Source organism: Jiangella alkaliphila, from assembly GCF_900105925.1.
Classification (GTDB): Bacteria; Actinomycetota; Actinomycetes; order Jiangellales; family Jiangellaceae; genus Jiangella; species Jiangella alkaliphila.
Genome location: NZ_LT629791.1, coordinates 615,656 through 630,932, shown reverse-complemented (window position 1 = coordinate 630,932; position 15,277 = coordinate 615,656). Strand labels below are relative to the sequence as shown.

General features: G+C 73.8%; 10 protein-coding genes. 8 read left to right on the top strand and 2 right to left on the bottom strand.

Going from position 1 to position 15,277, the window contains the following annotated elements:
• Window positions 1–4: 4 nt before the first annotated feature.
• The gene (locus tag BLV05_RS02865) at window positions 5–2,524 is read left to right on the top strand and encodes a transglycosylase domain-containing protein (RefSeq protein WP_052762034.1); all 2,520 of its coding nucleotides are present in this window, start codon (window positions 5–7) and stop codon (window positions 2,522–2,524) included.
• On the opposite strand, the gene BLV05_RS02860 is transcribed toward BLV05_RS02865, so the two are convergent.
• Entirely contained in the window at window positions 2,505–3,854 is a 1,350-nt protein-coding gene (locus BLV05_RS02860; RefSeq protein ID WP_046766543.1) for an FAD-dependent oxidoreductase, read from the bottom strand. The genes BLV05_RS02865 and BLV05_RS02860 overlap by 20 nt on opposite strands.
• Before the next feature lie 180 nt (window positions 3,855–4,034).
• Between BLV05_RS02860 and BLV05_RS02855 the strand changes: the two genes are divergently transcribed.
• The 7 genes from BLV05_RS02855 to cobA all read left to right on the top strand — a co-directional run bounded on the left by BLV05_RS02855 (window position 4,035) and on the right by cobA (window position 13,822).
• Window positions 4,035–5,468, top strand: a complete 1,434-nt coding sequence (locus BLV05_RS02855) for an MFS transporter (protein WP_046766769.1) — start codon at window positions 4,035–4,037, stop codon at window positions 5,466–5,468.
• 94 nt (window positions 5,469–5,562) lie between these two features.
• On the top strand, window positions 5,563–7,650 hold the full coding sequence (locus BLV05_RS02850) for a molybdopterin oxidoreductase family protein (RefSeq protein ID WP_046766544.1): 2,088 nt from the start codon (window positions 5,563–5,565) through the stop codon (window positions 7,648–7,650).
• A complete protein-coding gene (locus BLV05_RS02845) occupies window positions 7,647–9,098 on the top strand; it encodes an FAD-dependent oxidoreductase (RefSeq protein WP_046766545.1) in 1,452 nt (483 codons plus the stop codon). The genes BLV05_RS02850 and BLV05_RS02845 overlap by 4 nt, the downstream gene beginning before the upstream one ends.
• Window positions 9,095–11,596 (top strand): nitrite reductase large subunit NirB, encoded by a 2,502-nt coding sequence (gene nirB, locus BLV05_RS02840; protein WP_046766546.1) that lies wholly within the window; start codon window positions 9,095–9,097, stop codon window positions 11,594–11,596. Before BLV05_RS02845 ends, nirB begins: the two co-directional genes overlap by 4 nt.
• Window positions 11,593–11,934, top strand: a complete 342-nt coding sequence (gene nirD / locus BLV05_RS02835) for a nitrite reductase small subunit NirD (protein ID WP_046766547.1) — start codon at window positions 11,593–11,595, stop codon at window positions 11,932–11,934. Before nirB ends, nirD begins: the two co-directional genes overlap by 4 nt.
• Entirely contained in the window at window positions 11,931–13,103 is a 1,173-nt protein-coding gene (locus BLV05_RS02830; protein ID WP_046766548.1) for a uroporphyrinogen-III synthase, read from the top strand. The genes nirD and BLV05_RS02830 overlap by 4 nt, the downstream gene beginning before the upstream one ends.
• Entirely contained in the window at window positions 13,100–13,822 is a 723-nt protein-coding gene (gene cobA / locus BLV05_RS02825) for a uroporphyrinogen-III C-methyltransferase (protein ID WP_046766549.1), read from the top strand. Before BLV05_RS02830 ends, cobA begins: the two co-directional genes overlap by 4 nt.
• A gap of 26 nt (window positions 13,823–13,848) precedes the next feature.
• Here cobA and BLV05_RS02820 read toward each other — a convergent pair whose 3' ends face one another.
• Window positions 13,849–15,264, bottom strand: coding sequence for a threonine/serine exporter family protein (locus BLV05_RS02820; protein WP_052762035.1), 1,416 nt, complete (start codon window positions 15,262–15,264; stop codon window positions 13,849–13,851).
• Between the last annotated feature and the right edge of the window lie 13 nt (window positions 15,265–15,277).

Sequence of the window (15,277 nt, the reverse complement as noted above, 5' to 3'; positions counted from 1 at the left end):
AGTCATGAGCACGGAACCTGAACCCGAGAACTCTGAAACCGCCGACACCTCCGACCGCCCCGACCGGGGTGGCGCCCGTTATCGCGCCGGCCGCCCGAAGCGGACCGGCTGGCGACGCGTCGTCAACTGGAAGGTGTTCGGCTTCACAGTGCTCGGCATGTTCCTGCTGGGTGCGGGTGCCATCGGCGTAGCGTTCGCCATGATCGACGTGCCCGAGCCGAACGACTTCTCCACGTCCGAGTCGACCATCGTCTACTGGGACGACGGCGAGACCGAACTGGGTCGGTTCAGCGCCGAGAACCGCGAGATCGTCGGCATCGAGGAGATCCCCGAGACCCTCCAGCAGGCCGTCGTGGCCGCCGAGGACCGCACCTTCTACGAGAACGACGGCTTCTCCGTCACCGGCATGCTGCGGGCCGGCTGGGACTCCCTGAGCGGCTCGGCCAGCGCCGGCGGCGGCTCCACGATCACCCAGCAGTACGTCAAGAACTACTACCTGACGCAGGACCGCTCCTACACGCGGAAGCTGCGCGAGCTGGTCATCTCGGTGAAGATCGACCAGGACGTCGACAAGGACCAGATCCTCGGCGACTACCTCAACACCATCTGGTTCGGCCGCGGCACGTACGGCGTGCAGACGGCGTCGCGGTCCTACTTCGGCGTCGACGTCGCCGACCTCGACCTCGCGCAGAGCGCCGCGCTGGCCGCGATCCTGCGCTCGCCGACGCGCTACGACCCCACGCTCGGCCCCGAGAACGCGGAACGGTTCGCGCAGCGCTTCCAGTACGTCATCGACGGCATGGTGACGACGGGCGCCATCGACCAGGCCACCGCCGACGCCACAGTGCCGCCTGAGGTCCTGCCGGAACAGCAGGTCAACCGCTACGGCGGGCCTAACGGCTACCTGCTCATGATGGTCCGCGACGAACTGCTCGCCATGGGCTACGACGAGCAGGAGATCGAGACCGGCGGCCTGCGCGTCACGTCGACGTTCAACACGCAGGCGCAGTCGGCGGCCATCCAGGCGATCCAGGACGAGCGGCCGACCGAGGACGCCGACGGCGTGCACATCGGCCTCGCGGCGGTGCGGCCCGGCGACGGCGCCGTCGTCGCGGTCTACGGAGGACCTGACGCCGTCGAGCAGAGCTACAACGACGCCGTCGACGCCATCCCGCAGGCCGGCTCGACGGTGAAGCCGTTCGTACTCGCCGCGGGCCTGGAGGACGGCTACTCGCTGCGCAGCACGTTCTGGGGCAACTCGCCGTTCGACCCGCCCGAGCTCGGCCCGCCGGTGAACAACCAGGGCAACGAGGACTACGGCCGCAACGTCAGCCTGGAACGCGCGATGGAGAGCTCCGTCAACACCGCGTTCGTCGACCTCGCGATGGAGATGGGTCCGGAGAAGGTGGTCGACTCACTGGTCCGGGCCGGGTTCCCCGACGACGAGCAGTTGTCCGCGAACCTGAACCCCCGGGTCGCCATCGGCATCGGCGGCGTCTCGGCGTTGAACATGGCCAACTCCTACGCCACGCTCGCGTCGCAGGGCCTGCACTCCGACACGACCACGATCCAGCAGATCGTCGACCGCGACGGCGCGGTCACCCACGAGCTTCAGGCGGCCGGGGAGCGGGTGTTCGAGGAGGACGTCACGGCCGACGTCACCTACGCACTCACCGAGACCGTCGACGGCGGCACCGCCGAGGTCGCGCGCGACCTCGACCGTCCTGTCGCGGCGAAGACCGGCACGCACGACGACCTCACCGCCTGGTTCAGCGGCTACACCCCGCAGCTGGCCGCGTCGGTCGTGTACTTCCGCGGCGACGGCACCGAGTCGCTCGACGGCGTCGGCGGCATGGACCACTTCAGCGGCGGCGCCTACCCGGGCCGCACGTGGACGGCGTTCATGGACGCCGCGCTCGAGGGCATGCCCGAAGAGGACTTCCCGGACGCCGCGAACATCCGCGAAGAGAACGACAACGACGACAACGACTCCGGCAACGACAACTCGAACCGTCCCGACGACGACGATGAGGACGAGAACGACAACGGTGACGAGGGCGGCCAGGGCGACGAGAACGGCGAAGAGCCGCCGCCGAGTGACGAGAACGGCGCAGAGCCCCCGCCCAGCGACGAGAACGGCGGCGACGAGACGGGCGGCGACGAGTCCGGCGCGACCGAGTCGGGCACGGAGACCGGCGGCGACGAGTCCGGCGCGACCGAGTCGGGTACCGAGACCGGCGGCGACGAGTCCGGCGCGGCCGAGGAGGGCACCGAGTGGGGCGGCACCGACACCGGCGGCACCGAGTCGGGCACTGACGCCGGCGGGACGGAGTCCGGCACCGACACCGGCGGGACCGAATCGGGTACCGAGAGCGGCGCCGAGTCGGGCACCGACAGCGGCACCGACACGGGGGCCGAGAGCGGTACGCCGGCTCCGGGCGCGCCCGCCGGCCAGGCGGTCGCCGTGCTCGTGCTGGGCGCCGGGGCGCTGGTGACCGGACGGATCAGCCGCCGGCGCCGATGACCTCGAGGGCGGTGGCCAGCTCGTGCACCACGATCGGGTCGCCGCCAGCCGCGTCGCCGGCCGCCTTCTCGTGCGCCTCCAGGCGCAGCCAGTCGACCCAGGTGACCACCCGGACGTCGCGCTCGGCCAGCAGCTTGTCGACGCTCTCGGGGTCGGACGGCCGCTCCGGCAACGTGTCGAGGTCGGCGAGCACCGACTCCGCCACCTCGTTGGCGTCGCCGCGGTTGGTCGCGATGACGCCGGTCGGGCCGCGGCGCAGCCAGCCGGTCACGTAGACCCCGGCGACCACCTCGCCGTCGTCGAGCACCCGCCCGTCGCGCGACGGCACAGTGCCGCTGCCCTCGTCGAACGGCAGCCCCGGGATCGGCCTGCCGTGGTAGCCGATGGCCCGCACGACCAGCTGCGTCGGCAGCGTCAGCGGCGGCGCTGCCCCGGGCCGGGTCGGCTCCAGCTCGATGCCGGTGACCGCGGTCTCGCCGAGGATGCGGACCGGGCGGCGCCAGTAGTGCAGGTGGATGCGGCGCGGCGCGCCGGTGGCCGCCCGCTGCGACCACTCGCGGCACACGTCGACGGTCACCTTGGCGTGCCGGTCCTGCGCGACGGCCTCCTGGTCGGCCGGGCCGAGCTCGAGGTCGGCGGGGTCGACGACGAGGTCGACGGCGTCGAGCGCGCCCAGCTCGTGCAGCTCGGGTGAGGTGAACTTGGCCTGCGCCGGCCCGCGCCGGGCGACCAGGTGTATGTCGGTGACGGTGCTCGCCGCCAGCGCCTCGACGACCGGCCGCGGCATCGACGTCGTCCGCAGGGTGGCGGCGTCCTTGGCGAGGATGCGGGCGACGTCGAGGGCGACGTTGCCGGCGCCGATGACCGTCGCGCTGGTGAGGTTCGCCGGCAGCTCGACGGCGCCGGCCTCGGGGTGGCCGGTGTACCAGGCGACCAGCTCGGACGCGCCGAACGAGCCGGGCAGGTCCTCGCCCGGGATGCCCAGCTTCCGGTCGCCGAGCATGCCGGTCGACACCGCGACGACGTCGTAGCCGAGGCGCAGCTCGTCGACGGTGACGTCGCGGCCCACGCTGACATTGCCGAGGAACCGCACGCGGGTGTGCTCGAAGCCGCGGGCCAGCACGCGCGAGATGTTCCGGGTCTTCGGATGGTCGGGCGCGACGCCGTAGCGGACCAGGCCGTACGGCGCGGGCGCCGCCTCGAACACGTCGATGCGGTCGAACCGGTCGCTCTTGACCAGCGCCGCCAGCGCATACAACCCGGCCGGCCCGGCCCCGACGATGGCGGCGGCCCGGCCGGCCGCTTCGGATCGACTCCCGTCGTCCTCCATCCCTCCAACGTATGCCGACAGCGCCCGCCCGCACCAGAGGCCCGCCGCGGCGTCTCACGGCCGCGCGCGGCCCGGGGTGAGGAGACGTTGACACGGGAGCGCCGCTCGAGGCACGTCGCCGTAATGGCGCGTTCCTAGCGTCGGCGGGCAGTGGAGTCAGACCCCGATCCGGAGGACGTCATGACCGACACGCCGACGCTCGCGCCCGCCCCACCCGTCGCCCCGCCGGGCATCACTCGTCGCGGGGGACGGTGGATCGACCACTGGGAGCCGGAGGACGAGGCGTTCTGGCAGCGCACCGGCCGCCGCGTCGCCCGGCGCAACCTGGTCTTCTCCATCTTCGCCGAGAACATCGCGTTTTCGGTGTGGACGCTGTGGAGCATCTCGTCGGCGCTGCTGGTCGCGCACTACGGTTTCGGCTTCTCCGCCGCGCAGATGTTCTTCCTGGTCGCGGTGCCGAACGTGGTCGGGGCGATACTGCGCATCCCGTACACGTTCGCCGTCCCGCGCTTCGGCGGCCGGAACTGGACGGTGGTGAGCGGCCTGCTGCTGCTCGTCCCGACGATCCTGCTGGCCGTGGCGGTTGGCAACCCGGGCACACCGTACTGGGCGTTCCTGCTGATCGCGGCCACGGCCGGGTTCGGCGGCGGAAACTTCGCGTCCAGCATGACGAACATCAGCTTCTTCTACCCGGACAAGTCGAAGGGCCTGGCGCTCGGGCTGAACGCGGCCGGCGGGAACGTCGGCGTCGCGCTGATCCAGCTCGGGCTGCCGCTGATCGTCGGCGCCGGGGGATTGTTCGGCCTGGTGGGCGCGAGTGCCGCCGGGGTGGACCTGGCCCGGGCGGGGTGGGTGTGGGCCGCGCTGGGTGTGGTCGCGGCGGTCTGCGCGTGGTTCTTCATGGACAACCTGTCGGTCTCGCTGGCGACGTTCCGCGAGCAGATCACCGTGGTGCGGCACAAGCACACGTGGATCGTGTCGTGGCTCTACATCGGCACCTTCGGCTCGTTCATCGGCTACTCGTCGGCGTTCCCGCTGCTCATCCTGTTGCAGTTCCCGGAGGTGCCGGCGGCGAACTTCGCCTTCCTCGGCGCGCTGGTCGGCTCGGTGGCGCGGCCGTTCGGCGGCTGGCTGTCCGACCGGATCGGCGGCGCCCGGGTGACGCTCTGGAACTTCGTCGCGATGGCCGCGGGCACCGTGGTCGTGATCGTCGCGGTGGACGCGGGGCGTTGGCCGCTGTTCCTCGGCGCGTTCCTGCTGGTGTTCGTCACGACCGGGATCGGCAACGGGTCGACGTTCCGGATGATCCCGATGATCTTCCAGCAGCAGGCGCTGCGCGAGGCCGGCGACGACGGCGACCGCGCCGCCGCCCTGGCGCGGGGCCGGACCGAGGCGGCCGCCGTCATCGGGCTGTCGTCGGCGGTGGGCGCGTTCGGCGGGTTCCTCATCGTCGCGACGTTCGGCGTGCTGGGGCTGGTGAACGACGGCCGGGTGCCGACCAGCGCCGTCGCGACCGCGTTCGTGATCTTCCTCGGCTTCTACGTGACGTGCGTGCTACTGACCTGGTGGAACTACGGGCGCCGGGGGTCCGCGCTGGCCGGCGCGGACATCTGATCACCGCACGCGGAGGGGACGGGTGCGACCCATTTATCGCGGGCGTAACGTGCCGGAGGCGGTTCGGAAACCGCCGGTTCACACCGTAGCGGGCATGGGCACCACGGCTACCCACTGCGCGTACTGCGCTCTGCAGTGCGCGATGACGCTGACGGCGGACGCCGGCGGCCGGGTCACCGTGGGCCCGCGCGACTTCCCGACCAACCGCGGCGGACTGTGCCAGAAGGGCTGGACGGCGGCGGACCTGCTCGGCTCGCCGGAGCGGCTGACGACGCCGCTGCTGCGCGACGACCGGTCGCGGCCCTTTCGGGAAGCGAGCTGGGACGAGGCGCTGGACGTGGTCGCCGACGCGATCAGCGCCACCCAGGCCGCGCACGGCCGCGACGCGGTCGCCGTCCTCGGCGGCGGCGGGCTGACCAACGAGAAGGCCTACCAGCTGGGCAAGTTCGCCCGGGTCGCGCTGCGGACCAAGAACATCGACTACAACGGCCGGTACTGCATGTCCTCGGCCGCCGCGGCATCGAACCGGGCGTTCGGCATCGACCGCGGGCTGCCGTTCCCGCTGCCCGATCTGGCCGAGACCGGCGCCGTCCTGATCGCCGGCGGCAACGTCGCGGAAACCATGCCGCCGTTCATGCAGCACCTCACCGCCGTGCTCGACCGCGGCGGCGCGCTGATCGTCGCCGACCCGCGCCGCACCGCCACGGCCGACCGCGCGACGCTGCACCTGCCGGTGCTGCCGGGCACCGACCTGGCGCTGGCGCTCGGGCTGCTGCACCTCGCGGTCGCGGACGGGCACGCCGACCGCGCCTACATCCACGACCGGACGACCGGGTTCGACGACGCCTGGCGCACGGCCGCGCAGTGGTGGCCGGAACGGGTCGAGCGGGTCACCGGGGTGTCCGTCGCGGCGCAGCGGGCCACCGTCGCCCAGCTCGCCGCCGGCGCGCGCGGCCGGGGCGCCGTCATCCTCACCGCCCGCGGCGCGGAGCAGCAGAGCAAGGGCACCGACACCGTCAGCGCGCTGATCAACCTGGCGCTAGCGCTCGGCCTGCCCGGCCGGCCGCACAGCGGGTTCGGCTGCATCACCGGCCAGGGCAACGGGCAGGGCGGCCGCGAGCACGGCCAGAAGGCCGACCAGCTGCCCGGCTACCGGAAGATCGACGACCCGGCCGCTCGCGCGCACGTCGCCGGGGTCTGGGGCGTGGACCCCGGCGAGCTGCCCGGCGCCGGCCCGTCGGCGTACGAGCTGCTCGAGAGCCTCGGTACGGACGGCGGACCGCGGGCGCTGCTCGTCCACGGCACCAACCTCGCGGTGTCGTCGCCGCGCGGGCACCGGGTGGCGGAACGGCTGGCGGCGCTGGACACGCTGGTCGTCTGCGACGTCGTCATGTCCGAGACCGCCGCGCTGGCCGATGTCGTCCTGCCCGTCACGCAGTTCGCGGAGGAGGACGGCACGATGACCAACCTCGAGGGCCGGGTGATCCGCCGGCGCCGGGCCGTCGCGCCGCCGCCCGGCGTGCGCACCGAGCTGGAGGTGCTGACGGAGCTGGCCGCGCGGCTGGACTGCGTCGCCGCGTTCACTGCCGACCCCGAGACCGTCTTCGACGAGCTGCGCCGGGCCAGCGCCGGCGGCGTCGCCGACTACGCCGGCATCAGCTGGGACCGCGTCGACGCCGAGGGCGGCGTGTTCTGGCCGTGTCCGTCGGCGGACCACCCGGGCAGCCCGCGGCTGTTCGCGGACGGGTTCCCGACGGCGGACGGCCGGGCCCGGTTCGTCGCCGTCGAGCACCGGCCGCCGGCCGAGGACGTCGACGCCGAGCACCCCGTCTACCTCACCACCGGCCGCGTGCTGCAGCAGTACCAGAGCGGTGCGCAGACCCGCCGGGTCCCGGCGCTGGCCGCCGCGGCGCCCGAGCCGCAGGTCGAGATCCACCCCGACCTCGCCGGCCGGAACGGGCTGGCCGACGGCGACCAGGTCCGGGTGGTCAGCCGCCGCGGCGACGCCGTCGGGCGGGTCCGGCTGACCACGACGATCCGGCCGGACACCGTGTTCATGCCATTCCACTGGGGCGGCGATCAGGCGGTGAACCGGGTGACCAACCCCGCGCTCGACCCGATCTCACGGATGCCGGAGTTCAAGGTCTGCGCCGTCCGGCTGGAGCGGGTGGGCACATCATGACGCGCTTTGTCGTCGTGGGGCACGGCATGGCCGGCTCGCGGTTCGTGCAGGAGCTGCGCAGCCGCGACCCGGGACGCCGGTTCGAGGTGACCGTCCTGGGCGCCGAGCCGGAGGCCGCCTACAACCGCGTGCTCCTGTCGTCGGTGCTGGCCGGCTCGCTGACGCCGGCCGAGATCGAGACGGTGCCGTCGGCCTGGTACGCGGCCGAGGACGTCGAGCTGCGCACCGGCGTCGAGGTCGCCGCGATCGACCGCCGGCACCGCCGCGTGCTGACGACGGCCGGCGAGCACGTCCCGTACGACCACCTGGTGCTGGCGACCGGCAGCCGCCCGTGGGTGCCGCCGATCGACGGGCTGGTGGGCGACGACGGCGAGCTGGACCGCGACGTCGTCGTCTTCCGCACGCTGGGCGACTGCCGGGCGATGCTGAACCGGCTGTCTCGCGTCCGGTACGCGATCGTCCTGGGCGGTGGGCTGCTCGGCCTTGAGGCGGCCCGCGGGCTGGCCGGCCGCGGCATCGACGTCGAGGTCGTGCACCCCGCGGACCGGCTGATGGAACGGCAGCTCGACCTCGACGCCGGACGGGTGCTGGCCCGGACGCTGCGCGGGCTCGGCGTGCGGGTGCGGGTGAACGCGCGGGCGGTCCGGTTCACCGACGGCTGGGGCGGCGGCGGGCGTGGCCTGCGGCTGGACGACGGGACGCGGCTGCCGGCCGACCTGGTGGTCGTGGCCTGCGGCGTGCGGCCGAGCACCGGACTGGCCGCGGCGGCCGGGCTGGAGACCGGCCGCGCGATCGTCGTCGACGACACCATGACGTCGGTGACGGACCCGGCGATCCATGCGATCGGCGAGTGCGCGCAATACGAGGATCAGGTGTACGGGCTGGTGGCGCCGGCGTGGGAGCAGGCGGCGGTGCTGGCGGACGTGCTCGCCGGCGGGCCCGCGCGCTACCGCGGCTCGGCGATCGTCACCCGGCTGAAGGCGGCCGACGTCGACCTCGCGGCGATGGGCGAGACGGACGTGGACGAGTTCGCCGACGACCTCGAGGTGCTGCGGTTCGCCGACCCGGCCCGCGGGACGTACCAGAAGGTCGTGATCCGCGACGACCGCGTCACCGGCGCGATCATGCTCGGTGGCCCGGAGACGGTCGGCGCCGTCACGCAGTTGTTCGACCGCGCGTCACCGGCGCCGGCCGACCGGCGGGCGCTGATCTTCCCGGGCGTGGTCGACGCGGGCGCCGCGCTGGACCCCGCCGACGTCCCCGACGAGCACACCGTCTGCCGCTGCAACGGCGTCACCGCCGGCCGCGTCCGGGCCGCCTGCGAGGCCGGGGCGGACACCGTCGCCGAGGTCGCCGCCACCACCCGCGCGACCACCGGCTGCGGCGGCTGTCGCTCCGACGTCGCGGCGCTGCTCGCGTCCCGATCGACCGTGGAGGTCCCCGCATGAGCGTACAACGCCGGCTCGTCGTCGTCGGCAACGGCATGGTCGGGCAGCGCCTCGTCGAGGCGGTCCGGCAGCGCGACCCGCAGCGGCGGTGGCGGATCACCGTCCTGGGCGAGGAGCCGCGGCCCGCGTACGACCGGGTCGCGCTGACGTCGTACCTCACCGGGACGACGGAGGCGGAGCTCGGGCTGGTGCCGGACGGCTGCTACGACGCCGACTGCGAGCTGGTGCTCGGCGAGGCGGTGACGCGCCTGGACCGCGAGGCGCGCGTCGTCGAGACGTCGGCCGGGCGGGTCGTGCCGTACGACGCGCTGGTGCTGGCCACCGGGTCGCGGCCGTTCGTCCCGCCGGTCCCGGGCGCGGACCTGGACGGCTGCTTCGTCTACCGGACCATCGATGACCTGGACGCGATCCGGGCGCGGGCCGCGTCGGTGTCGTCCGGCGTCGTCGTGGGTGGCGGGCTGCTCGGGCTGGAGGCGGCGAACGCGCTGCTCTCGCTCGGGCTGGCGGCCAGCGTGGTCGAGTTCGCGCCGCGGCTGATGCCGGCGCAGATCGACCGGGGCGGCGGCGAGGTGCTGCGGCGCAAGGTCGAGGCGCTCGGGCTGACGGCCCGGCTGGACACCGCGACCGAGCGGATCTGCGCGGTCGACGACGGGCTGCGGATGTCGTTCGCCGACGGGACGTCGCTGGACGCCGGGCTGGTGGTGTTCTCAGCCGGCATCCGGCCGCGGGACGAGCTGGCGCGAGCCGCCGGCCTGGCCGTCGGGGAGCGCGGCGGCATCGTCGTCGACGAGGCATGCCTGACGTCGGACCCGGCGATCTGGGCGATCGGCGAGTGCGCCGTGGCCGGCGGCCGTGTGTACGGGCTGGTCGCGCCCGGCTACGAGATGGCCGAGGTGGCGGCCGACCGGTTGCTCGGCGGCGACGCGGCGTTCGCCGAGGCCGACCTCTCCACGAAGCTCAAGCTGCTCGGCGTCGACGTCGCCAGCTTCGGCGACGCGCACGCGGCGGCGCCGGACGCGCTGGAGGTGGTCTACGCCGACCCGGTCGGCGGCGTCTACAAGAAGCTGGTCGTGACCGACGACGCGACCCGGCTGCTCGGCGGCGTGCTGGTCGGCGACGCGTCGGCGTACGCGGCGCTGCGGACGATGGTCGGCCAGCCGCTCACCGACACCCCGGAGCAGCTGCTGCTGGCCGGGCCGTCGACGTCCGACCTCGGCGACGACGCGCAGGTGTGCTCGTGCCAGAACGTGTCGGCCGGGGCCATCCGCACCGCGATCCACGACGAGGGCTGCGCCGACGTCGGGTCCGTCAAGGCGTGCACCCGGGCCGGCACCGTCTGCGGCAGTTGCGTCCCGCTGCTGAAGACGCTGCTCACGCAGTCCGGCGTCGAGGCGAACCCGGCGCTGTGCGAGCACTTCTCCATGGGGCGGGCGGAGCTGTTCGACATCGTCCGGGTCACCGGGCTGCGCACGTTCAGCGAGATCATCGCCCGGCACGGCAGCGGCCGCGGCTGCGACATCTGCAAGCCGGTCGTCGCGTCGATCCTGGCCGGGCTCGGTGGCGGGCACATCCTCGACGGCGAGCAGGCGGCGCTGCAGGACACCAACGACCACTTCCTGGCGAACATCCAGCGCAACGGCACCTACTCGGTCGTGCCGCGGGTGCCGGGCGGCGAGCTGACGGCGGAGGGGCTGATCGCGATCGGCGAGGTGGCTCGCGACTTCGGCCTCTACTCCAAGATCACCGGCGGGCAGCGGATCGACCTGCTGGGGGCCCGAGTCGAGCAGCTGCCGGCGATCTGGAAGCGGCTGGTCGACGCCGGGTTCGAGTCCGGGCACGCCTACGGCAAGGCACTGCGGACGGTGAAGTCGTGCGTCGGCTCCACCTGGTGCCGCTACGGCGTGCAGGACTCGACGTCGCTGGCGATCATGCTGGAGCTGCGCTACCGCGGGCTGCGGGCGCCGCACAAGATCAAGGCCGGCGTCTCCGGCTGCGCCCGCGAGTGCGCCGAGGCCCGCAGCAAGGACGTCGGCATCATCGCGTCGGAGAACGGCTGGAACCTCTACGTCGGCGGCAACGGCGGGTTCCGGCCGCGGCACGCCGAGCTGTTCGCGTCCGACCTCTCGTCGGCTGAGTTGGTCGCGTTGGTGGACCGGTTCCTGATGTTCTACGTGCGGACGGCGGACCGGCTGCAGCGCACGTCCGCCTGGATCGAGGCGCTCACCGACGAGCACGGCGACGGCCTCGCATACCTGCGCCGCGTCCTGGTCGAGGACTCGCTGGGACTGGCGGCCGAGCTGTCGGCCGCGATGGAGGCGCACGTCGGCGCCTACACCGACGAGTGGGCGGCGGTCCTCGACGACGAGGAGAAGCTCGGCCGGTTCGTGTCGTTCGTCAACGCCCCCGATGCCCCCGACCCGAGCATCCGGTTCGAGCTGGAGCGCGGACAGATCCGGCCAGTGGTGGCCGGCCCGACCCTTGAGGTGGTGCGCCGATGACCGTTCTCGACGTCCGGCTGTGGACCGTCGTCTGCCGCTACGACCGGCTGCTGCCCGAACGCGGGGTGGCGGCGCTGGTCGGCGGCGAACAGGTGGCGATCTTCCGGACCTTCGGCGGCGAGCTGTACGCACTGGCCAACCGGGACCCGTTCAGCGACGCCTACGTCCTGTCGCGCGGCATCGTCGGCTCCCGCGGCGCCGTGCCGACCGTGGCGTCGCCGATGCACAAGCAGGTGTTCTCACTGCTCACCGGGGAGTGCCTGGACGAGCCCGTTGTCCTCGTGCCGGTGTACGACGTGCGGGTACGCGACGGAGACGTCGAGGTGGCGGTGCCGTGACGGTCGCGCCGTCGGCCGCGGCGGGGGTGGGCGCCGGGGTGGCGCCGCTGTCGGGGTTCACCGTGGCGGTGACCGCCGCGCGCCGCCGGGAGGAGCTGGGCGCGCTGCTGGAACGGCGCGGCGCCCGGGTCGTGCAGGCGCCGGCGATCCGGATCGTGCCGCTGGACGACGACGCGGAGCTGCTGGCCGCGACCCGGCTGTGCATCGACGAGCCGATCGACATCGCCGTCGCGACCACCGGCATCGGGTTCCGCGGCTGGATGGAGGCGGCCGACGGCTGGGGTCTCGGCGAGGGGCTGCTGGAGCGGCTGGGGTCGGCGACGCTGCTGGCGCGGGGTCCGAAGGCGCGCGGCGCGATGCGGGCGGCCGGGCTGACCGACGACTGGTCGCCGCCATCGGAGTCGTCGGCCGAGGTGCTGGAGCACCTGCTGGCGCAGGACCTCGCCGGCCGCCGCATCGCCGTCCAGCTGCACGGCGAGCCGCTGCCGGACTTCACCGACGCGCTGGCCGCGGCGGGGGCGTCGGTGGTGATGGTGCCGGTGTACCGATGGGTGCCGCCGGACGACGTCGCGCCGCTGGGCCGGCTGGTCGAGGCCGTCGCCGCACGTCAGGTCGACTGCGTCGTGTTCACCAGCGCGCCGGCGGTGGCCAGCCTGCTGGCGCTGGCGTCGTCTCTAGGTCTGTCGTCGGCGGTGCTGGAGGCGCTGGGGTCGTCGGTGCTGCCCGCGTGCGTCGGGCCGGTGACCGGGGCGCGGCTGGAGCGGCTGGGGGTGGCGACGGTGCAGCCGGCCCGCTCGCGGCTGGGCGCGCTCGTGCGCGAGATCGTGGCGGAGCTGCCGGCGCGGTGCCGCACGCTGCGGGTGGCCGGGCACGCCGTCCAGCTGCGCGGGCACGCCGTCGTCGTCGACGGCGTCGCGCGGGAGCTGCCGCCCGGGCCGATGGCCGTGTTGTCCGAGCTGGCCCGCCGGCCGGGCGTCGTCGTCTCGCGGGCCGACCTGCTCGCCGTCCTGCCCGGCGGGGGTTCGGACGAGCACGCGGTCGAGATGGCGGTGACGCGGCTGCGCGGCGCCGTCGGGGCGCGGGTGGTGCAGACGGTGGTGAAGCGCGGGTACCGGCTGGCGTTCGAGCCCGAGGCGGCCGGGTCGGTGAAGTACGGGGGGTCGGCATGACGGGTCACGTGGCGATCGTCGGCGGCGGGCCGGGCGACCCGGGGCTGCTCACGCTGCGCGGGTTCGACCTGCTCAAGCAGGCCGACGTCGTGCTGGTGGACCGGCTGGCGCCGCGGTCGCTGCTGGACGCGCTGCGCCCGGACGTCGAGATCGTCGACGTCGGCAAGGAGCCGCACCGGCATCGTCGCAGCCAGCGGGAGATCGAGGCGCTGATGCTGGACCGCGCCCGCCGAGGGCTGCGCGTCGTCCGGCTCAAGGGCGGCGATCCGTACGTGTTCGGCCGTGGCGGCGAGGAGGCGATCGCGTGCGCTGCCGCCGGTGTGCCCTACGAGGTCGTGCCCGGCGTGACCAGCGCGATCGCGGTCCCGGCGGCGGCCGGCATCCCGGTGACACAGCGCGGCGTCACGCAGGAGGTGACGATCGTCAGCGGGCATGCCCACCCGGACTCGCCCGAGTCGACCGTGGACTGGGACCGGCTGGCGGCCGGGACCGGCACGATCGTCGTGCTGATGGGCGTGACGCACCTGGCCGCTCTCGCGGCGCGGCTGGTGCGTGGCGGGCGGCGCGGGAGCACGCCGGTCGCCGTCGTCGCCGACAGCGGGGCGCGGGTCGTCGTCGCGACGCTGGACACGGTGGGTTGTGCGGCGGAGGGGATCGAGCCGCCCGCCGTCGTCGTGGTGGGTGACGTGGTCGCGCTGCGTGACCTGATGGCGTCGTGACCCGCAGGTGCCGCGGGCGCCGCCGGTCAGCTGCGGGTGCCGCGGGCGCGGCGGGCGACGCGGCGCTGCCAGCGGTCCATCTCCGAGCGCAGCGGCGAGGCCAGGTACTCGCCCAGCGTGACGCCCGCGGCCAGCGCCAGCGCGATGCCGAAGGCGGCGATCAGCTGCCCGGTGCCGCCGACGACGTCGTTCGCCTCGACCATGCGGAACATCGCGTTGTAGATCGCGAGGCCGGGCAGCAGCGGCGTGATGCCGCACACCGAGATGACCAGGTTCGGCGTTTTCAGCGGCTCGCTCAGCCCGCCGGCGATCAGGCCGACCACCAGGGCGGCGAGGAAGGACGAGCCGACCGGGCCGAGCTCGAGCACCTGCCGGCCCAGCAGCAGCACGCCGGCCGCCACCATCCCGACGCCGACGACCACCGGGATGGTGCGCGCCCGGGTGTACGACGCGAGGCTCCAGGCGCCGGCGATGATGCCGCCGCTGAGGATCTGGATCGTGGTGGGGATGCTCAACGTGCCGGGATCGAGGATCGTCAGCGGGATGCCGGCTCGCTGGCCGAGGTCGAGCATGACGCCGATGCGCACCACCAGGCCGATCGTATGCAGCACCACCTCGTAGGTGCGCGCGGCCGCCGTCAGCGGATACCCGGCGATGGCGTCCTCGGCCGAGCCGACCAGCGACAGCCCCGCCAGCAGCACGACGATGCCGGACGCGACGATCAGCGACGGCGGCAGCAGCGTCGGCGACCAGCCGAACCGGTCCGTCGCCCACAGTGCCGCCAGCCCGACGACCGTCGCCAGCGCGGCGCCGATGACCTGCTGGAACAGGTACGGCAGGCCCTTGCGGCGAAGGACGCGCAGGATCCGGTCGACGACGATCGTGGTGACGGCCGCGACCAGCGCGACCAGCAGGCCGCCGTTCAGCAGCAGCGCGACGCCGGAGGCCATCAGGCCGAGGGCCAGCGTCACGATCCAGCGCCGGTACGGATGCGGCGCCCACAGGATCTCGTCCAGCTTCTGCTGCGCCTGGTGGAGCGTGAGCGACTCGCGGTGCACCTCGTCGACGAGGTCGAACAGCTCGGCCAGCCGGCTGTAGTCGGAGTTGCGCACCATGATGACGCGGACCTTGGTGATCGGATCGTCGTCGCGGTCGATGGACGCGATGATCGAGATGAACGTGATGTCGACCTGCAGGCGCGTCACGCCGAACCCGGCCGCCAGCCGCAGCAGCGCCGCCGTCACGTCGGCCACCGGTGCGCCCGTGGCCACCATGGCGTCGCCGGTGCGCAGGATCAGGTCCAGCACCTGCCGTTCTTCTTCTGCCGTCAGCCGGCTCTGCTGCCCGCGGATCGCCAGTGGCTGGGTCGGCGGTCCCTCGGGCCGGACCACGCGGCGGGCGCGCTGCCGGAACGGGCCCTGGGCGCTCTCGTCGGAGGTCATGACCCGACCGTAC